This is a genomic window from Streptomyces sp. NPDC049577, from assembly GCF_040675635.1.
GTDB lineage: Bacteria > Actinomycetota > Actinomycetes > Streptomycetales > Streptomycetaceae > Streptomyces.
In genome coordinates this window covers 1-19369 of record NZ_JBFAPH010000095.1, presented here as the reverse complement: position 1 = coordinate 19369, position 19369 = coordinate 1, and the positions used below count along the sequence as shown (strand labels likewise).

Annotated in this window: 17 protein-coding genes and 1 pseudogene; 12 read left to right on the top strand and 6 right to left on the bottom strand. The window is 71.7% G+C overall.

What is annotated here, in order from left to right; genetic code table 11:
• Positions 1-500: pseudogene (locus AB0K09_RS13570) on the top strand (chitinase); the annotation flags it as partial.
• A gap of 56 nt (positions 501-556) precedes the next feature.
• On the opposite strand, the gene AB0K09_RS13565 reads toward AB0K09_RS13570, so the two are convergent.
• Positions 557-1438: a serine protease gene (locus tag AB0K09_RS13565; RefSeq protein WP_366065513.1), complete on the bottom strand. Its 882-nt coding sequence runs from the start codon at positions 1436-1438 to the stop codon at positions 557-559.
• A 199-nt stretch (positions 1439-1637) separates the two neighbouring features.
• Here AB0K09_RS13565 and AB0K09_RS13560 point away from each other — a divergent pair, with 199 nt between their 5' ends.
• The 6 genes from AB0K09_RS13560 (at position 1638) to AB0K09_RS13535 (ending at position 8237) form a co-directional block, all read left to right on the top strand.
• The gene (locus AB0K09_RS13560; RefSeq protein ID WP_366065512.1) at positions 1638-2957 is read left to right on the top strand and encodes a M14 family metallopeptidase; all 1320 of its coding nucleotides are present in this window, start codon (positions 1638-1640) and stop codon (positions 2955-2957) included.
• 125 nt (positions 2958-3082) lie between these two features.
• Positions 3083-3529, top strand: a complete 447-nt coding sequence (locus AB0K09_RS13555; RefSeq protein ID WP_366065511.1) for a GNAT family N-acetyltransferase — start codon at positions 3083-3085, stop codon at positions 3527-3529.
• Positions 3530-3597: 68 nt separating this feature from the next.
• On the top strand, positions 3598-4881 hold the full coding sequence (locus tag AB0K09_RS13550; RefSeq protein ID WP_366065510.1) for an amino acid deaminase: 1284 nt from the start codon (positions 3598-3600) through the stop codon (positions 4879-4881).
• Between the two features lie 33 nt (positions 4882-4914).
• Complete coding sequence (locus AB0K09_RS13545) at positions 4915-6513, top strand: D-aminoacylase (RefSeq protein WP_366065509.1); 1599 nt, start codon at positions 4915-4917, stop codon at positions 6511-6513.
• A gap of 87 nt (positions 6514-6600) precedes the next feature.
• Positions 6601-7812: a pyridoxal phosphate-dependent aminotransferase gene (locus AB0K09_RS13540; protein WP_366065508.1), complete on the top strand. Its 1212-nt coding sequence runs from the start codon at positions 6601-6603 to the stop codon at positions 7810-7812.
• A 50-nt stretch (positions 7813-7862) separates the two neighbouring features.
• Positions 7863-8237, top strand: a complete 375-nt coding sequence (locus AB0K09_RS13535; RefSeq protein WP_366065507.1) for a hypothetical protein — start codon at positions 7863-7865, stop codon at positions 8235-8237.
• A 71-nt stretch (positions 8238-8308) separates the two neighbouring features.
• Here the strand turns inward: AB0K09_RS13535 and AB0K09_RS13530 are convergent, their stop codons facing one another.
• Positions 8309-10138, bottom strand: coding sequence for a phosphoenolpyruvate carboxykinase (GTP) (locus AB0K09_RS13530; protein ID WP_366065506.1), 1830 nt, complete (start codon positions 10136-10138; stop codon positions 8309-8311).
• A 261-nt stretch (positions 10139-10399) separates the two neighbouring features.
• Here AB0K09_RS13530 and AB0K09_RS13525 point away from each other — a divergent pair, with 261 nt between their 5' ends.
• Positions 10400-11146 (top strand): hemolysin III family protein, encoded by a 747-nt coding sequence (locus AB0K09_RS13525; RefSeq protein ID WP_366065505.1) that lies wholly within the window; start codon positions 10400-10402, stop codon positions 11144-11146.
• A 314-nt stretch (positions 11147-11460) separates the two neighbouring features.
• The gene (locus AB0K09_RS13520) at positions 11461-12099 is read left to right on the top strand and encodes a TetR family transcriptional regulator (RefSeq protein ID WP_366065504.1); all 639 of its coding nucleotides are present in this window, start codon (positions 11461-11463) and stop codon (positions 12097-12099) included.
• 13 nt (positions 12100-12112) lie between these two features.
• Here the strand turns inward: AB0K09_RS13520 and AB0K09_RS13515 are convergent, their stop codons facing one another.
• Together AB0K09_RS13515 and AB0K09_RS13510 are read right to left on the bottom strand one after the other, a co-directional pair.
• Positions 12113-13126 carry an NADP-dependent oxidoreductase gene (locus tag AB0K09_RS13515; protein ID WP_366065503.1) on the bottom strand — a complete coding sequence of 338 codons (1014 nt, stop codon included), beginning with the start codon at positions 13124-13126 and terminating at the stop codon, positions 12113-12115.
• Between the two features lie 149 nt (positions 13127-13275).
• Entirely contained in the window at positions 13276-15309 is a 2034-nt protein-coding gene (locus AB0K09_RS13510) for a thioredoxin domain-containing protein (RefSeq protein ID WP_366065502.1), read from the bottom strand.
• 136 nt (positions 15310-15445) lie between these two features.
• Here AB0K09_RS13510 and AB0K09_RS13505 point away from each other — a divergent pair, with 136 nt between their 5' ends.
• Positions 15446-16870: a CBS domain-containing protein gene (locus AB0K09_RS13505; protein WP_366065501.1), complete on the top strand. Its 1425-nt coding sequence runs from the start codon at positions 15446-15448 to the stop codon at positions 16868-16870.
• 71 nt (positions 16871-16941) lie between these two features.
• On the opposite strand, the gene AB0K09_RS13500 is transcribed toward AB0K09_RS13505, so the two are convergent.
• Together AB0K09_RS13500 and mca are read right to left on the bottom strand one after the other, a co-directional pair.
• Complete coding sequence (locus AB0K09_RS13500) at positions 16942-17142, bottom strand: hypothetical protein (RefSeq protein WP_366065514.1); 201 nt, start codon at positions 17140-17142, stop codon at positions 16942-16944.
• Between the two features lie 7 nt (positions 17143-17149).
• Positions 17150-18019: a mycothiol conjugate amidase Mca gene (mca, locus tag AB0K09_RS13495; RefSeq protein WP_366065500.1), complete on the bottom strand. Its 870-nt coding sequence runs from the start codon at positions 18017-18019 to the stop codon at positions 17150-17152.
• A 103-nt stretch (positions 18020-18122) separates the two neighbouring features.
• Here mca and AB0K09_RS13490 point away from each other — a divergent pair, with 103 nt between their 5' ends.
• Complete coding sequence (locus AB0K09_RS13490; protein ID WP_366065499.1) at positions 18123-18536, top strand: DUF4307 domain-containing protein; 414 nt, start codon at positions 18123-18125, stop codon at positions 18534-18536.
• Positions 18537-18734: 198 nt separating this feature from the next.
• A complete protein-coding gene (gene greA, locus AB0K09_RS13485) occupies positions 18735-19232 on the top strand; it encodes a transcription elongation factor GreA (protein WP_366065498.1) in 498 nt (165 codons plus the stop codon).
• The last annotated feature ends 137 nt before the right edge of the window (positions 19233-19369 follow it).

Below are 19369 nucleotides of genomic sequence, written 5' to 3'. Positions count from 1 at the left end.
CCCAGGCCCTGCGCGCCCTGTCGGCCAAGGCGGGCCCCCGGCTGGTGCTCACCATGGCGCCGCAGACGATCGACATGCAGTCGACGTCCGCCGGTTACTTCCGCACGGCGCTCAACGTCAAGGACATCCTGACCGTCGTCAACACGCAGTTCTACAACAGCGGTTCCATGAACGGCTGCGACGGCAAGGTCTACGCCCAGGGCACGGTCGACTTCCTCACGGCCCTGGCCTGCATCCAGCTCGAAGGCGGCCTCGCCCCCTCCCAGGTGGGCCTCGGCCTCCCCGCCTCCACCCGCGGCGCGGGCAGCGGTTACGTCGCGCCGGCGGTCGTCGACAACGCACTGGACTGCCTGGCCTCCGGCACCAACTGCGGCTCCTTCAGGCCGCCGCGCACGTACCCCGGCATCCGGGGGGCCATGACCTGGTCGACGAACTGGGACGCCGCGGCGGGCAACGCCTGGTCGAACGGGGTCGGCCCGCACGTGCACGCCCTGCCGTAGCGCCTCCCTCCGGTGCCGGGCGGGCCGGCCCTCCGGCCCGCCCGGCACCACCCCGGTCACGGCCTGGGCAGCTCGCAGCCCGGCAGGCTCAGGTCGAGGCGGTTGCCGGTGCCGAAGCACTTCACGATGCCGTACGTCTCCTCGGCGTAGTTGATGCCCTGGCGCACCGTCACCTGGCCGTTCTCGTCGACCTCGCACGGGTTGTCGACCGTGCAGCGCTCGCCGTTCTCGTTGCCGGTGTTGTTGATCGCGACGACCTTGCCCGAGTTCACGTCGACGACCGGCGAACCGGAGGTGCCGCCTATGGTGTTGCAGGACGGCGTGTAGCGCAGCGAGTCCTTCCAGGTCCAGTCACCCTCGCGGAGGCGGTAGACGAACCCGTCGATGTTGCAGGAGTAGATCCGCTTCCAGTAGCCGGAGACCACCTTGATGGCCGTACCGGCGGCCGGGTGGTCCGCGGAGAGCGTCAGCGCGTTGATGCCGTAGCGCTGCTTGATCTGCGCGTACGTTGTGCCCAGCTGGTACAGCGTGACGTCGGTGTCGGTCATCGTGGCGTACGAGACCTTCGTGGCGCGCAGCGTGGTGACCCGGCCCGCGTTGGAGTTGAGCAGGGTGAAGGAGCGGCTGGACGGCTGGTCGGTGATGACCTCGCCGGGGCCCGGCATGCCGGTCTCCAGGCAGTGGCCGTTGGTCATGACCAGAGCGGGATCGCTGTCGGCCGAGCTCGGCATGCGCACCAGCGAGCCCGAGCAGTTGGACAGCGCGACGATGCCCGCGAAGTCGACCGCCTTGGTCTTCACCTGCGCCGTCCGGGTGTCCGCCGAACGGCCGTCCGTCGTTCGGGCGTCCGCCGTCCGGGCAGAGGCCGTGCCGGCGCCCGCGACCGTCGCTCCCGCGACGAGCAGCGTGGTGAGCGCACCGAGGAGAGGTCTTCTCATGGGGGGTGGTTCCTCTCTGGGCCGAAGTGCATCGAGAGTTTTTGGCATGTGCATTGTTGGTTCTGGTGGTGACACGCGCAATCAACCGGTCGCGAGAGTAAGGGAAGTTGGCTTGTTTCGCCTGGGCACGAGTGATTGACGGGTCCATGTCATCACGTCAACGCTGGGGAATCCAGCCCCCCACCGAGGAGAGCCCGTGATGCGACCGCTCCCCCGCCCCACCGGACGATGGACGACCGCCGCCGTCGCCACCGTCCTCGCCGTCGCCATGGCCGCCCCTGCGGCCTCCTCCCGCGACGAGTCGGACACCCGTACGCACGCGTACGAGGTCACCGGCCCGCGGACGGCCGCCCAGCGCACGGTCGTCGCCGCGACCGGTGTCTCCATCGACGCCGTCCGCAGCGGCTCGGTCGTCGTCACCGGCGACGCGGCACAGGCGCGGCGCATCCGGGGCCTCGGCTACCGCGTCAGCGAACTGCCCGGCCCGCCGGACCGCAACGGCGGGCGCGACGCGAGACCGAACGACTTCCCGTCGGAGGACTCGAAGTACCACAACTACAAGGAGGCGATGGACGAGATCGACGCGGACGTCGCCGCGCATCCGTCCCTCATGAGCAAGCAGGTCATCGGCAAGTCCTACGAGGGCCGGGACATCATCGCCGTCAGGATCACGGGCCCCGCGCAGACGCGGGCCGCCAAGCCGGAGGTGCTCTTCACACACCACCAGCACGCCCGCGAGCACCTGACCGTCGAGATGGCGCTGTACCTGCTCAAGGAGTTCGGCTCGAAGTACGGCAGCGACCCGCGCATCACCAAGATCCTCGACAGCCGGGTGATCTGGGTCGTCCCCGACCTCAACCCCGACGGGGGCGAGTACGACATCGCCACCGGCACCTACCGCAGCTGGCGCAAGAACCGCCAGCCCAACGCGGGCTCCAACAGCCGGGGCACGGACCTGAACCGCAACTGGAACTACAAGTGGGGCTGCTGCGGCGGCTCCTCCGGCAGCGCGAGCTCCGAGACGTACCGCGGCTCGGCGCCGGAGTCGGCCCCCGAGGTCAAGGTCGTCGCGGACTTCGTCCGCAGCCGGGTCGTCGGCGGGAAGCAGCAGATCAAGGCCGCCATCGACTTCCACACCTACAGCCAGCTCGTCCTGTGGCCCTTCGGCTGGACGTACAGCGACACGGCACCGGGCATGACCCAGGACGACCGCGACACGTTCGCGGCCATCGGCCGCTCGATGGCCGCCAGCAACGGCTACACGCCCGAGCAGTCCAGCGACCTCTACATCACGGACGGGTCGATCGACGACTGGCTGTGGGGCACACAGAAGGTCTTCGCCTACACGTTCGAGATGTATCCGGACGAGAGCGGCGCGGGCGGCGGCTTCTACCCGCCGGACGAGGTCATCGACCGCGAAACGGCCCGCAACCGCGAGGCGGTCCTCCAATTGCTGGAGGCGGCGGACTGCCCGTACCGGGCGATCGGCAAGGCGCAGCAGTACTGCGCGAGCAGCTGACGGGGCAACCACTCCCGCGGCGGCGGCCGGCCGAAAAAGGCGGGGCGCGGGGGCGGACCCCGCCCCCGCTGTGGGCCGAGCCCCCCCGGCCGGCCCGCACGCAGGGCGTCTGAGAGGGTGCGGGCGTGATCTTCCGTATTGCCACCCCCCAGGACCTGCCCGCGATCGTCGCGCTCCTCGCCGACGAGGACTCCGTGGTGGACCCACGGACCGTCGAGGTCGACGAGGCCTACGTCCGGGCCTTCGCGGACATCGACGCGGACGACCGCAACGAGATGGTTGTCATGGTGGACGAGGACGGCACTGTCCTCGGATGCCTCCAGCTGACCTATATCCCCGGCCTCGGCCGGCACGGCCAGGAGCGGGCCCTGATCGAGGCCGTGCGGGTGCGCGCCGACCGGCGCGGGGGCGGGCTCGGGCGGGAGCTGCTCGGCCGGGCCATCGAGCGCGCACGCGCCCGCGGCTGCACGCTCGTGCAGCTGACCAGCAACAAACGCCGCACCGAAGCGCACCGCTTCTACGGCTCGCTCGGCTTCGCCCGCAGCCACGACGGGTTCAAGCTCGCGCTGTGAGCGCCCGTTGACCCGGCGAGCGGCCCGGTGTTAGACAGCCGCGAGCACGCCGTTTTTCTGGAGGTCGCATGAACGCCGACGCCCACGCCGCCCTCGCCCGCCTCGCGGACGAGGTGGTGGACCACCGCTTCCGCGGTCTGCCGCCGGACGCGGAGGGGACGACCGTCGGCGCGCTGGCCGCCGAGCGGCGGTCGCTGTTCACGGGCGGGTTCAGCACGCCCGTCCTCGCCCTGTCCCGGGAAGCCCTGGACCACAACCTCGCCGTGATGGAGCGCTATTCCGCCGGGCACGGCCTGGCCTTCGCCCCGCACGGCAAGACCTCCATGGCGCCGCAGCTCTTCCGGCGCCAGCTCGACCACGGCGCGTGGGGCATCACCGCCGCGACCCCCGCGCAGGTCCGCGTCTACCGCGCGTTCGGCATCCGGCACGTCTTCCTCGCCAACGAGGTCGTCGACGCCCCCGCCCTGCGCTGGCTGGCGGCCGAGACGGCCGCCGACCCGGACTTCCGGCTGATCCTTTACGTCGACTCCGTGCGCGGCGTCGAGCTGATGGACGCCGCCCTGCGCGCGGCGGGGGCGACGCGCCCGCTGGACGTGGTCGTGGAGCTCGGCGCCGAGGGCGGGCGCACGGGTGTGCGCACCGAGGCGGAGGCCGAGCGCGTCGCCGACGCCGTCGCCGGCACGCCGACGCTTCGCCTGGTCGGCGTCGCGGGCTATGAGGCGGAGATCCCCGGCGCGGACGGCGAGCTCGTACGGGCCTGGCTGCGCCGGCTCACCGGGCTGGCCGTGGCCTTCGACAAGGCGGGCCGCTTCGCCGGGGTCGAGGAGATCGTGGTCAGCGCGGGCGGCAGCTCGTGGTTCGACGCGGTCGCCGAGGTCTTCGCGGAGGTCCCGGCGCTCTCCGGGCCGGTGCTGAAGCTGCTGCGTTCGGGCGCGTACCTGACCCACGACGACGGCCAGTACCGCCGCAAGACGCCCTTCAACCGCCACCCGGACGAGGGCGAGCTGCGGCCCGCCTTCCGGCTGTGGGCGCAGGTCGTCTCGCGCCCCGAGCCGGGGCGCGCCTACCTCAACGCGGGCAAGCGGGACGTGCCGTACGACCTCGGGCTGCCCGAGCCGCAGGTCGTACGGCCGATGCGCGGCGGCGAGCCGCGCCCGGCCGACGGGATGCGGGTGACGGGGCTGGCCGACCAGCACGCTTTCGTCGAACTCGCGGACGGCACGGAGCTGGAGGTCGGCGACTGGGTGGGGCTCGGCCTGTCGCACCCCTGCACGACGTTCGACAAGTGGCAGCTGATCCCGGTCGCGGACGCGGACGGGACGGTCACGGAATACGTGCGCACGTTCTTCTAGGACCGGCGGGACCGGCGGGACCGAGGAGGGGCCGTGGACACCGTTCTCCGTGACGTCCGGGTGATCGACGGCACCGCCGGCCCCTCCTACCGCGCCGACGTCGGCCTCGTGGGCGACCGGATCGCGGAGATCCGGCGTGCGCCGGGGGCGCGCCTGCGCGCCCGCCGCATCGTGGAGGCGCACGGCCTCGCCCTCGCGCCCGGCTTCATCGACATGCACTCGCACAGCGACCTCGCCCTCCTCGCCGACCCGGCGCACGAGGCGAAGGCCGCCCAGGGCGTGACGCTCGAGGTCGTCGGCCAGGACGGGCTGTCGTACGCGCCCGTCGACGACCGCACGCTGGACGCCGTACGGGCGCAGATCACCGGGTGGAACGGCGACGGGCAGGACATCGACTTCTCCTGGCGGTCCGTCGGCGCGTACCTCGACCGGCTGGACCGGGGCGTCGCGGTGAACGCGGCCTACCTCGTGCCGCAGGGGACCGTGCGGATGCTGGCCGTCGGCTGGGAGGACCGTCCGGCGACGGCGGACCAACTGCGGGAGATGCGGCGGCTGGTGGCCGAGGGCCTCGCGCAGGGCGCGGTGGGCATGTCCTCGGGGCTGACGTACGCGCCGGGGATGTACGCCGACGCCGCCGAACTGACCGGGTTGTGCCGGGTCGTGGCCGGCTACGGCGGCTACTGGTGCCCGCACCACCGCTCGTACGGCGCGGGCGCCCTGGCCGCGTACGCGGAGGTGATCGCGATCGCGCGGCGCGCCGGGTGCGCGCTGCACCTGGCGCACGCCACGATGAACTTCCGGCTCAACGAGGGCCGGGCGCCCGAGCTGCTGGGGCTGCTGGACGACGCGCTCGCCGACGGCGCGGACCTCTCCCTGGACACCTATCCGTACACCCCCGGCTCCACCACGCTGGCCGCCCTGCTGCCCGGCTGGGCCGCCGCGGGCGGGCCGGAGGCGCTGCTGGCGCGGCTGCGGGACGAGGCGACGGCCGAGCGGATCCGGCGGGCGCTGGAGGTGGAGGGCTCGGACGGCTGTCACGGCGTACCGGTCGACTGGGCAGCCGTCGAGATCTCCGGCGTCGCGCGCCCCGGGCTCGCCGGGTACGTCGGGCGGACGATCGCGCGCTCGGCGCGGGAGCGCGGCGAGGAGCCGTGGGCGACGGCCCGGCGGCTGCTGATCGAGGACCGGCTGGGACCGTCGCTGATCCTGCACGTGGGGCACGAGGACAACGTCCGCGCGATCATGCGGCACCGGGTGCACACGGCCGGGAGCGATGGACTGCTGCACGGCGCGAAGCCGCATCCGCGCGCCTACGGAACGTTCCCGCGCTACCTCGGACGGTATGTGCGCGACCTCGGCGTGTTGTCGCTGGAGGAGTGCGTGGCGCATCTCACGTCCCGTCCGGCGGCCCGGCTGAGGCTGCCGGACCGGGGTCTGGTGCGCGAGGGATACCTGGCCGATCTTGTGCTGTTCGACCCGGCGACCGTCGCCGACGCAGCCACTTTCGAAGCCCCGCACCGGCTCCCGACCGGCATTCCTTATGTCCTGATTGGCGGGCGCTTCGTAATGGAAGACGGACGCCGGACGGACGTCCTGGCGGGCCGGTCGGTGCGCCGGACCCCGGTGGGCTGAGCAGGGCGCGGACGGCCGGATTCTTGTTTCGCTCCTGTGACGGAAATCCACGCGCGGGCATGCGGGGGCGACCTTAGGGTGGCCGTCATGCAGGTGATCCAGTCAACGAAGCTCGCCAACGTCTGCTACGAAATCCGTGGCCCGGTGCTCGAGGAGGCCATGCGGCTGGAGGCGGCAGGTCACCGCATCCTCAAGCTGAACACAGGCAACCCCGCGATCTTCGGCTTCGAGTGCCCGCCGGAGATCCTCGAGGACATGCTGCGCAACGTCGGCGACGCGCACGGCTACGGCGACGCCAAGGGCCTGCTCGCCGCGCGGCGCGCGGTGGTGCAGCACTACGAGACCAAGGGCGTGGAGCTGTCCGTCGAGGACGTCTATCTCGGCAACGGCGTCTCCGAGCTGATCCAGATGTCGATGCAGGCGCTGCTCGACGACGGCGACGAGGTGCTCGTCCCGGCCCCCGACTACCCGCTGTGGACCGCGTCGGTCTCGCTGGCGGGCGGCACGGCCGTGCACTACCGCTGCGACGAGCAGTCGGACTGGATGCCCGACCTGGCCGACATCGAGCGCAAGATCACCGACCGCACCAAGGCCCTCGTCATCATCAACCCCAACAACCCCACGGGTGCGGTGTACGACGACGAGATGGTGCGCGCCCTCACCGAGATCGCCCGCCGCCACAACCTGATCGTCTGCTCCGACGAGATCTACGACAAGATCCTCTACGACGGCGTGACCCACACCCCGACCGCCGCCCTCGCCCCCGACCTGCTGACCCTGACCTTCAACGGTCTCTCCAAGTCCTACCGGGTGGCCGGCTACCGCAGCGGCTGGATGGCGGTCTGCGGCCCCAAGGCGCACGCCGAGAGCTACATCGAGGGTCTGACGATCCTCGCCAACATGCGCCTGTGCGCCAACATGCCCGCCCAGCACGCGGTCGCCACCGCGCTCGGCGGCCGGCAGTCGATCAACGACCTGGTACTGCCGGGCGGCCGGCTGCTGGAGCAGCGGGACGTCGCGTACGAGCTGCTGACGCAGATCCCCGGCGTGACCTGCGTGAAGCCGAAGGGCGCGCTGTATGCCTTCCCCCGGCTCGACCCGAAGGTCTACAAGATCAAGGACGACCGGCAGATGGTGCTGGACCTGCTCCGCGCCGAGAAGATCATGGTCGTGCACGGCACGGGCTTCAACTGGCCCGAGCCCGACCACTTCCGCCTGGTCACGCTGCCGAACGCGAAGGATCTGGCGGACGCGGTGACCCGGATCGGAAACTTCCTGGACGGCTACAGCCAAGTTTAGACAAGGTCTAAGTTAGGATGGCCTTCAGAGGTTTTCTCGGGAGGCCATCCATGTACGAGCCGATACGCACCAAGTCGGTCCACGCACACGGGCCCCACCGCTCCCGCCAGGAGGAGCTGGACACCCGGCTCGCCGGGCACCTGACCGCGCTGCTCACGGTGACGGACGAACTGCGTGCGCTGACACCGGCGGCGGAGCTCGACGCCGCGGGGCGGCGACTTGTCACGGAGATCGAGCGGCTGACCGGACATACGCCGCTGCGGGCCGAACCGACGGCGAGCGCGGGCACGCCGGCCGCCCTCCACCAGCGGGCCCACACCCTGGCCGGCCAGGCACTCGTCGTCGCGACCCAGCGCGGCGACACGGCGGGCGCGGCGCTGGCGTCGGAACGCATGCACGCGCACGCGGCGGAGCTGGAGGTCTGAAGACACCGGACGGGCCGGAAAATCCAGCCCGTCCAGGGGTCCGGGGGTCCGGGGGCGAAGCCCCCGGAAGATCAGCCCAGGCGCTCGACCAGCGCCCGGTACTCGTCCCACAGCTCCTTCGGCGTGTGCTCGCCGAAGGTCTCCAGGTGCTGCGGCACCAGCGCCGCCTCCTCGCGCCAGACCTCGCGGTCGACGGTGAGGAGCAGGTCGAGGTCGGCCTCCGCGATGTCGAGGCCGTCGCGGTCGAGGGAGTCCTTCGTCGGAAGGATGCCGATGGGGGTCTCGACGCCCTCCGCCGTGCCCTCCAGGCGCTCGACGATCCACTTCAGCACGCGGCTGTTCTCGCCGAAGCCCGGCCAGACGAAGCGGCCGTCCGCGTCCTTGCGGAACCAGTTCACGTAGTAGATCTTCGGGAGCTTGTCCTGGTCGCGGCCCTGGCCGACCTTGATCCAGTGGCCCATGTAGTCGCCCATGTTGTAGCCGCAGAACGGCAGCATGGCGAAGGGGTCGCGGCGCAGCTCGCCGACCTTGCCCTCGGCGGCGGCGGTCTTCTCGGAGGCGACGTTGGCGCCGAGGAAGACGCCGTGCTGCCAGTCGAAGGACTCGGTCACCAGCGGGACGGCCGTGGCGCGGCGGCCGCCGAAGAGGATCGCGGAGATCGGGACGCCCTTGGGGTCCTCCCACTCGGGCGCGATGATCGGGCACTGCGAGGCGGGCACGGTGAAGCGGGCGTTGGGGTGGGCCGCCGGGGTCTCGCTGTCCGGCGTCCAGTCGTTGCCGCGCCAGTCGATGAGGTGGGCGGGCGTCTCCTCGGTCATGCCCTCCCACCAGACGTCGCCCGAGTCGGTGAGCGCGACGTTGGTGAAGACCGAGTTGCCCCAGAGGGTCTTCATGGCGTTGGCGTTGGTGTGCTCGCCGGTGCCGGGGGCGACGCCGAAGAAGCCGGCCTCGGGGTTGATCGCGTAGAGGCGGCCGTCCTCGCCGAAGCGCATCCAGGCGATGTCGTCGCCGATGGTCTCCACGGTCCAGCCGGAGATCGTGGGCTCCAGCATGGCGAGGTTGGTCTTGCCGCACGCGGAGGGGAAGGCGGCGGCGACGTACTTGGGCTCGCCGGTGGGCGGGGTCAGCTTCAGGACGAGCATGTGCTCGGCCAGCCAGCCCTCGTCACGGGCCATCACCGAGGCGATGCGCAGGGCGTAGCACTTCTTGCCGAGCAGGGCGTTGCCGCCGTAGCCCGAGCCGTAGGACCAGATCTCGCGGTCCTCGGGGAAGTGCGAGATGTACTTGGTGGTGTTGCAGGGCCACGGGACGTCGGCCTCGCCCTCGGCGAGCGGGGCGCCGAGGGTGTGGACGGCCTTGACGAAGAACCCGTCGGTGCCGAGCTCGTCGAGGACGGCCTGGCCCATGCGGGTCATGGTGCGCATCGAGACGGCGACGTAGGCGGAGTCGGTGATCTCGACGCCGATGGCGGACAGCTCGGAGCCGAGCGGACCCATGCAGAACGGCACCACGTACATCGTGCGGCCGCGCATGGAGCCGCGGAAGATGCCACCCTTGCCGTCCTTGCCCCGGAAGACCTCCCGCATCTCGGCGGGGGCCTTCCAGTGGTTGGTCGGGCCGGCGTCCTCCTCCTTCTCGGAGCAGATGAAGGTGCGGTCCTCGACGCGCGCCACGTCCCGGGGGTCGGAGGCGGCGTAGTACGAGTTGGGGCGCTTCACCGGGTCGAGCTTCCTGAACGTGCCCTTGGCGACGAGCTCCTCGCACAGGCGCTCGTACTCGGCCTCGGATCCGTCGCACCAGACCACCTGGTCCGGCTGGGTGAGGGCGGCGATGTCATCGACCCAGGAGATCAGCTCCTGGTGGTTGGTGGGGGTGGTGGGAGCCGCACTGGTGCGCGCCACGATCGCTCCGTCCCGCCGGGGCCCGCGCCCGGCGTCAGATTGTTGAGGGTGGTACGGATCCGGTTTTACCCCGGATTATCCGTTCTGCACTTGTCTGCCCCTTGGGGGCTGCGACCCAGACGCTTCGTGACCGCTCATCCGGTGCCGCCCGCACTCATTTGATCATCCGACTCTGCCCGGCTTCTGTCCAGGGGGCACCCAGGTGACCATCACCACGTGATACCGGTCCGTAACCTACGCACCCGTAGGTAGCATTCGGCCATGACTTCCGCGCCCGACGCAGCGCGTATCGCGCCGCCCGCAGCCACCGGCGCCCCAGCCGCCGAACCGCACGCCCCCCTGGGTGCCGCCGCGCCCGTAGCCGCGCCGTCGGCGCCGAAGCCACGGCTGCGCGGCTGGCTGCACGCCGGGATGTTCCCCGCCGTACTGATCTCGGGCGTGTTCCTGACGGCCCTGGCCGACAGCACCCGCGGCCGGATCGCCTGTGCCGTCTACGTCCTGACCGCCTGCCTGCTCTTCGGCATCAGCGCGCTCTACCACCGCGGCGACTGGTCACCGCGCGTCGCGGCCGTGCTGCGCCGGCTCGACCACGCCAACATCTTCCTGATCATCGCGGGCACCTACACCCCGCTCACGATGCTGCTGATCCCCGGCGGACGCGGCCAGGCGCTGCTGTGGGCCGTATGGGTGGCCGCGGCGGCCGGCATAGCGTTCCGTGTCTTCTGGGTCGGCGCGCCGCGCTGGCTCTACACACCCTGCTACATCGCCATGGGCTGGGCGGCCGTGTTCTTCCTCCCCGACTTCCTGCGCAAGGGCGGCATCGCCGTCCTGGTGCTGGTCATCGTCGGCGGCCTGCTCTACAGCGCCGGCGGTGTGATCTACGGGATCAAGCGCCCGAATCCGTCACCGCGCTGGTTCGGCTTCCACGAGGTGTTCCACTCGCTCACGCTGGCCGCGTTCGTCACGCACTACGTGGGCATCTCGCTGGTCGCCTACTCCCACGCGTAACGCCGCCCGGCCCGCGTGGCCCGGAACCGCCCGTCGTGGCCGTGGCCGAGAGGCCGCGGCCACGTGCCATGTCATGACCCCGATCCAGGCCACGGCCACGGCCAGCACCGCCAGTTCGCCCGCGAGGACGTAGCCGCCGACGCACAGCGCGGCGACCGGCACGGTGAGGGCGTTCGCGACGGATTCCCGCATGTTCTCCCCCTTCGATCTCACTGACCGCTCCCCTGCCCGGCCCCCACCGCCGCACACGCAAGAGGCAGTCAATGTGTCATCAAGGGTTCGCCGATCATGGCCGGCGGGGGCCATGCCCGAGAATGACGGGCATGGCCGCAGCACAGACCTCCCCCGCCGCCGAGCCCGAGCCCGGACCCCGGCTCGGACTGCGGGAGCGGAAGAAGATCCAGACCCGTCAGGCGATCCGCCGGGCCGCCTACCGCCTCTTCGCGGAACACGGGTACGACGCGACCCCCGTCGACCGGATCGCCGAGGCGGCCGACGTCTCCCCCAGCACGGTCTTCCGCTACTTCCCCACCAAGGAGGACATCGTCCTCACCGACGAGTACGACCCGCTGGTGGCGGCCGCGATCCTGGCCCGCCCGGCGGACGAGCCGCCGGTGGAGGCCATCCGGCAGGGCCTCCTGACGGCCATGCGGCAGATCCTCGACACGGACCTCGACGAGTTCCGGCAGCGCATGCGGCTCGTGCGGGAGGTGCCGGCGCTGCGCGGCCGCTCCGCGGAGGGGATGGCCCAGTCCGCCGAGCCGCTCTGCCGGGTCCTGGCCGAGCGCGCCGGGCGCCCGGCCGCCGACCTGGAGATGCGGGTGGCCACCGCCGCGATCCTCGGGGCGATGCAGGAGACGATGATGTACTGGGTCGACCGCGGCCAGACCGACGACCCCCTGGCCCTGATGGAACGCGGGCTGCACGTACTGGGCCGGGGGCTCGTCCTCTAGGGGTGTCCGGGCCCTACGGAAGGTCCACCAGGAGGGCCCCCACGTGCCGGCCCTCGATCAGTTCGGCCAGCGCGCCCGGTGCCCGGTCGAGGCCCGTCAGCCTGGTGTGCGGAAAGGTCAGGCTGCCGTCGCGCAGGCCCCGCCCGAAGAAGTCGTGCCACTCGGGCAGCAGGTCGTGGTGGTCGAGCCCGGACATGCCGCGCAGCACGATCCCCCGGGAGATCAGCGACAGCGTGTCGAAGCAGGCCGGCGCCTTCGTTCCCAGCTGGTCGGAGAGCGCCCCGACCAGCGCCACCCGGGCCCGGCGGTTGGCCAGCCGCAGCGCGGCCTCCAGCTGCTCGCCGCCCACGTTGTCGAGGACGGCGTCGATGCCGTCCGGCGCCGCCGCCCGCAGCTGCTCCTCGACCGGCCCGGCACCCCGCAGGACCACCGCGTCGTAGCCCAGCTCCCGGGTGAGCACCTCGGCCTTGCGCGGCGAGCCGGTGCTGCCGATCAGCCGCACGGCCCCGCGCAGCCGCGCGATCTGCCCGGCCAGCGACCCCACCCCGCCCGCCGCGCCGGTGACGAAGACCGTGTCGCCGGGGCGCACTTCGGCGCCGCGCACGATGCCCATGTAGGCGGTCGGCCCCTGGGAGAGGTACGCGGCCGGGTCGGGCAGGACGCCGGGGGTGAGCCGGGTGGCGGCGGCCTCGTCCACGACCGCGTACTCGCGCCAGCCGGTGACGGTCGAGACCAGGTCCCCGGGCGCGAAGCGGGTGCCGGGAGCCGCGACCACCTCGCCCACCGCCGCGCCCCACACCGGCTTGCCCAGCTCGTACGACGGCACGGGGATGCCGCTCTTCTCGTCCATCAGCGACCGCATCGCCGCGGCGACGGACACCGTGCGGTTGCGCACGAGCAGCTGCCCGGACCCGGGCTCGGGGACGGGCACCTCGACGACCTCGAACTCCTCCCCGGTCAGCGGCCCCCGGGGGCGGGCGACCAGGCGCACCTCACGGTGCGTGGCGGGTACGGCGGCGTGGCTCATGCGCGTGCTCCTCGTCAGGCGGTACGTGCTTAACGCTCGTCACCGATCCCATACGTGACCGCACACGAAGATCAAGTGCTTTCCGCCGCGCGCGGAATGCCGGCGGAAGGCCCGCGGAACGCCCGCGCGGCGGCCGTCTCCCGGTCCGGTCAGCCACCGAGCCGCTCGGTGAGCTCCTTCGGGTCGTCCGTGGGACGGTCGCAGGTGAAGTTCCGGCACACGTACGCCGCCGGGCGGCCGCCGTGCAGGGTGCGCCCCGCCAGCAGCGGGATCTCCTCCTCCGCGCCGGGCTCGCCGACCGCCACGGCCGCGCCGGGGGCGGTGGCCAGCAGGGCGGCGCGGTGCAGCGCGCGGGTGGCCGGGTCGTCGTACGGACCGACGACCGCGACCTCGCGCGGCCCGTCGAGCAGGGCCTCGGCCACGGCCAGCCCCCAGCCGATGAAGCGCGGCGCGCGCGGCCCGAGCGAGCGGACCACGCCCAGCGCCCGCTCGGCCGCCTCGCGGTGCGCGGTGCTGCCGGTGTAGGCGGAGTACGTCAGCAGCGCGCCGGCGGCGGCCGTCCAGCCGGAGGGGGCGGCGTTGTCGGTGGGGTCCTGCGGGCGGCGGATGAGGGGCTCGGCGTCGTCGGCGGTGTCGTGGAGCGTGCCGTCCTCGCCGGTGAAGCGGGTCAGGACGGTGTCCAGCAGCAGTCCCGCGAAGTCGACCCACACGCTCTCGCCGGTGACGGCGGCCAGGGCCAGGAAGCCCTCGGCGACGTCGGCGTAGTCCTCCAGGACGCCCGCGTGGGCGCCGGCGGTGCCGTCGAGGGAGGTGCGGAAGAGCCGCGCGTGCCAGTCCATGTGCACGCGGACGAGCAGGTCGGCGGCGTCCCGCGCGGCGTCGATCAGATCGGGGCGGTCGAAGTAGGCGCCGGTCTCGGCGAGCGCGGCGATGGCCAGGCCGTTCCAGGCCGCCACCACCTTGTCGTCGCGGCCGGGGCGCGGCCGCTGCTCCCGGGCCGCGAGGAGCCGGGCCCGGATGGAGGCGATCCGCCCGGCGTCGGCCAGTCCGTCGGTGTCCGGCAGCCGCAGCACGGAGGCGCCCGCCTCGAACGTGCCCTCCTCGGTCACCCCGAAGTGCGCGGCGGCCAGCTCGGCGTCCGCCTCGCCCAGGACCTCGCGCAGCTGCCGCGGCGTCCAGACGTAGTACGCGCCCTCCACGTGCCGGCCGCTGCCGTCGTCGCTGTCGGCGTCCAGGGCGGAGGCGAAGCCGCCCTGCTCGGTGCGCATCTCGCGGATGAGGAAGTCCGCGGTCTCCAGCGCCACCCGCCGGGCCGACTCGGCGCCCGTGGCCCGCCACAGCCGGGCGTAGGCCCGGCACAGGAGCGCGTTGTCGTAGAGCATCTTCTCGAAATGCGGAACCACCCATTCCGCATCGACGGAGTAGCGGGCGAAACCGCCGCCGAGCTGGTCGTAGATCCCGCCCCGGGCCATCGCCTCACAGGTGGCCTGCGCCATCTCCAGCGCGGCGGCCGACTCGGTACGGGCGTGGTGGCGCAGCAGGAACTCGAGCACCATGGACGGCGGGAACTTCGGCGCCCCGCCGAAGCCGCCGCGCACGGCGTCGAACTCACGGGTGAGCGCCAGGAGCGCGGCCATCTGCTCCTCGGGCCCGGGCGGCCCGGCATCCCCGGCCGCGGCCAGGCTGCGCTCGGACAGATCGCGCACGATCCGCCGCGCGACCTCCCCGACCTCCTCGCGCCGGTCCGCCCAGGCGGCCCGGACCCCTTCCAGCACCTGCCGGAAGGAGGGCATGCCGTGCCGGGGCGCGGGCGGGAAGTAGGTGCCGAAGTAGAACGGCTCGGCGGCGGGCGTCAGGAAGACGGTCATGGGCCAGCCGCCCTGCCCGGTGGCGGCCTGCACGGCCTCCATGTAGACGGCGTCGACGTCCGGCCGCTCCTCGCGGTCGACCTTGACCGGCACGAAGTGCGCGTTGAGGTACTCCGCGGTCGCCCCGTCCTCGAAGGACTCGTGGGCCATGACGTGACACCAGTGACAGCTGGAGTAACCGACCGACAGCAGAACGGGCACATCGCGCCGCCGCGCCTCCTCGAAGGCTTCCGGCGACCAGGGCCACCAGTCGACCGGGTTCCCGGCGTGCTGAAGGAGGTACGGGGATGTCTCGTGCGCGAGGCGGTTGGCCATGGGGCCATCCTCGCGCACGCGGCGGGGTATTTCCCGCCCACCCGTCGCGAATGCCCTGCGCCACCGCGCCGGCCCTGTGAACATCGGGTCGTCACCGCGGCACGGCCGCCTCGGATCACCCAGGGGGAACACAGAGATGACCGACCTCGCCTCCGGCAACACCGGCCCCGCCGAGCCGGAACGGAGGAACTCGTATCTGCTGGCCGGGCGACGCGTCGGCATATCCGACCTCGTACAGGCCGGTCTGCTCCTGCCGGGCACCCGGCTGACCTTCGCACGGCCGCGCGTCGGGGAGACGCACACCGCCCGTGTCACGGACGACCACCTCATGGAGCTGGCGGACGGGCAGAGGTTCCAGTCCCCGTCCAGGGCCGCCGCCGTGGCCGTGGGGCGCGGCTCCTTCGACGGGTGGCACGCCTGGGCACTGCCCGACGGCACGATGCTCGACAGCCTGCGCCAGCAGCTCCTCGACACCGTGACGACCGAGGAGTCCGAGGAGTCCGAGGAGGACTCCGTGCTCTCCCCCGCCGCCCGCCACGAGTGGCTCAAGTCGGCCTGGCGACAGGCACAGCAGGGGAGTCCGGTGACCCTGACGGTCCGGGAACTGCTCGGCCGGTGGGGCGCCGCCCGGCGGGGTTACCGCATCAGCTGGGAGATCGCCACCGACCTGATCAACCACAGTCTGTTCACCTCGCCCGACTTCGACGCGGTGGGTCTCGACGCCGAGGTCCGGCTGATCAGTGCCCCGGCGGACACCACCGACGACGGCGGCCAGGAGGCGGGGAAGGCGGTCCCGGCCCCGGTCCCCGCCGTCGTCCACGACGACGATGACGACGACGATCCCGCCGCCGGCCTGACCGTGGGCAACCTTCCCTCCGCCCTCGCCGGCGTGGTCGCCGTCTCACCGACGGCCACCTTCGAGGAAGCCATCACCCGGATGGCGATCAACGACTACTCGCAGCTTCCCGTACTGGCCGGGAAACACAACCTGCGAGGCGCCGTGACCTGGGAGTCGATCACCCGGGCCCGGCACGCCGACCCCGGGGCGCCCTTCTCCAAGGCGATCGTCCGGGCGCACGACGTGCCCTACGACCACCACCTGACCGACGTGCTCCCCCTGCTGGCCGGCGTCGGTTTCGTCCTGGTCACCGACCAGAACCGCGCCGTCGCCGGGATCGTCACCGCACACGACGTGGCCACGGCGTACGGGGAGATGGCCACGCCCTTCTTCCTGATCGGCGAGTTCGACCAGCGACTCCGCCGCATCCTCGCCGGCGCCTTCGAACTGGACTACGTCGCGGACGTCTGCGCCGTCGACGGCAAACGGAGGATCACGTCGTTCGACGATCTCTCGATGGGCGACTACCAGCGCCTCCTCGAAAGGAAGGAGGCATGGGACACCCTTGGCTGGCCCCTGGACCGGAAGGTCTTCGTCGCACGCGTCGACGAACTGCGGAAGGCCCGTAACGACCTCATGCACTTCAACCCGGACCCCTTGCCCGAAGGCACCGTCCACAAGATCCGGCAGATGATCGCGCTGCTGCGCGAGTACGGCAGCTGACCGGGCCCACGGCAGGGGCGGGCCGGGCAGGGGCCGCTTCCCGGCCCCGCCCGACCCTGCCCGGCCGCCGGCTAGGCCGCCGGCTTGCCCGTTTCGCCGGACGCGGCCGGCTCGGGCCCCTCGTCGAAGTCGACCCGCTTCATGTGCTTGTTCATGGACTTCATCAGCAGCCACACCGCCCCGCCGATCAGCGCGAAGACGATGAAGCCCAGGACGCCGGGGGTGACCTTGTTCTGGTCGAGGTCCGCCGCCAGCGGAACGAGGTCGCTCATCATGGGCTCAATTGTTGCGGATGCCCGCGAAGAGGTCGTCCTCGGGGAGGGAAGTGTCGACGAGCGACTTCGCCAGCTCGTACTCCTCGGTCGGCCAGACCTCGCGCTGGAGGTCGAGCGGGACGCGGAACCAGCCGCCGTCCGGGTCGATCTGCGTGGCGTGGGCGATCAGCGCCTTGTCGCGGATCTCGAAGAAGTCGCCGCAGGGCACGTACGTGGTCAGGGTGCGCTCGCGGCCCATCGTGTGCCAGCGCTCCAGCCACTCGCCGTAGGGCGACTCCATGCCGCGCTCCAGGAGCGCGTCGTGCAGGGCCTGGGTGCGGGGGCGGTTGAAGCCCTGGTTGTAGTAGAGCTTCTGCGGCTGCCAGGGCTCGCCCGCCTCGGGGTAGCGCTCCGGGTCGCCGGCCGCCTCGAAGGCGACCATGGAGATCTTGTGGGTCATGATGTGGTCGGGGTGCGGGTAGCCGCCGTTCTCGTCGTACGTGGTGATCACGTGCGGGCGGAACTCGCGGATCAGCTTGACCAGCCGGCCCGCCGCCTCGTCCACGTCCTGGAGCGCGAAGCAGCCCTCGGGCAGCGGCGGCAGCGGGTCGCCCTCGGGCAGCCCGGAGTCCACGAAGCCCAGCCACTCCTGCTTGACGCCCAGGATGTCGCGGGCCTCGTCCATCTCCTTGGCCCGGACCTCGTGGATGTGCTCCTCGATATAGGGGTCCCCCTGGAGCTTGGGGTTGAGGATGGAACCGCGCTCACCACCCGTGCAGGTGACGACCAGCACGTCCACCCCCTCGGACACGTACTTGGCCATCGTGGCCGCGCCCTTGCTCGACTCGTCGTCGGGGTGGGCGTGAACGGCCATCATCCGCAGCTGCTCAGTCAAGGCTCGATCCTCAGTCACTGGTCATGTCAGACGCCTCCTATAGTGACCGAAGAGGGGGTCGAAACATTCCTCGTCCCCCGAACAGCCCCCAGGAGGAACGATCATGGCCGCGCAGCGTGAGGCCCTGCCCGAAGGCCGTTACGGCCGCTCGGCGGACGAGCGCGCTGACCGCAAGCTGAAGATCACCGGCGCGGTACTGGGGGCCGCCCTGCTCGGCTTCGTCGGCTGGGCGGGAGTGCATTACGTCACGAAGACGGACGTCAGCGGAGAGCTGGTCCGCTCGAAGACGGTCTCCGACGACACCGTCCAGGTGGTGCTGGAGATCCGCAAGGAGAAGGACGCCACCGGCGTGTGCACCCTGCGCTCGCTCGGTGCGGACGGCGGCGAGGTGGCCCGCAAGGACGTGACCCTGGACCGCCGCGAGGACCACTTCACGGAGCTGGTCACGGTCCGTACGACACAGCGCGCCACGGCCACCCAGCTGGAGGGCTGTCGCACCGCGTCACATGGCGGCTGACCAGGGCTGAGTCATCCCGGTGCGGATTGACGGCCGTGACTTCTTCCCCCTTTCCGGACGTAATTGTTAGGCTCGTGGTTTCGCCCACCGATGAAGGCGCACCCTTCTGAGTAGGGCGTTCATTCGTTTCGCGCAGTACACCAGCAGTAAGCAAGCAAGCAGCAACCCGGCTACCCCCAGTACCGACGAGGAGCACCTGTGACCCAGACCAGCGACAACGTCACCTGGCTGACTCAGGAGGCGTACGACCAGCTCAAGGCCGAGCTGGAGTACCTGTCTGGTCCCGCTCGCATCGAGATCGCCAAGAAGATCGAAGCGGCCCGCGAGGAAGGGGACCTGCGGGAGAACGGCGGGTACCACGCGGCGAAGGAGGAGCAGGGCAAGCAGGAGCTCCGCGTCCGGCAGCTCACGCAGCTCCTGGAGAACGCCAAGGTCGGCGAGGCCCCGGCGGACACCGGTGTGGTCGCCCCCGGCATGGTCGTCACCATCGCCTTCGACGGCGACGAGACCGACACCGTGACCTTCCTGCTGGCCTCCCGCGAGTACGCCTCCGCGAACATCGAGACGTACTCCCCCCAGTCCCCGCTGGGCTCGGGCGTCAACGGCAAGAAGGTCGGCGAGGACGCCGAGTACGAGCTGCCGAACGGCCGCAAGGCCATGGTCCGGGTGCTGGAGGCCAAGCCGTACAACGGCTGAGCCCGCCCCGCGCACACGCGAGAACCCCGGCGCCGCCCCTCGGCGGCGCCCGGGTTCTCGCGTGAGGGCGCCCCTCGCTCGGGGGGGGCCTCAGGCCGTCGCCCGCCGGTTCTTGCGGACCCCCAGGCTGGGGGACA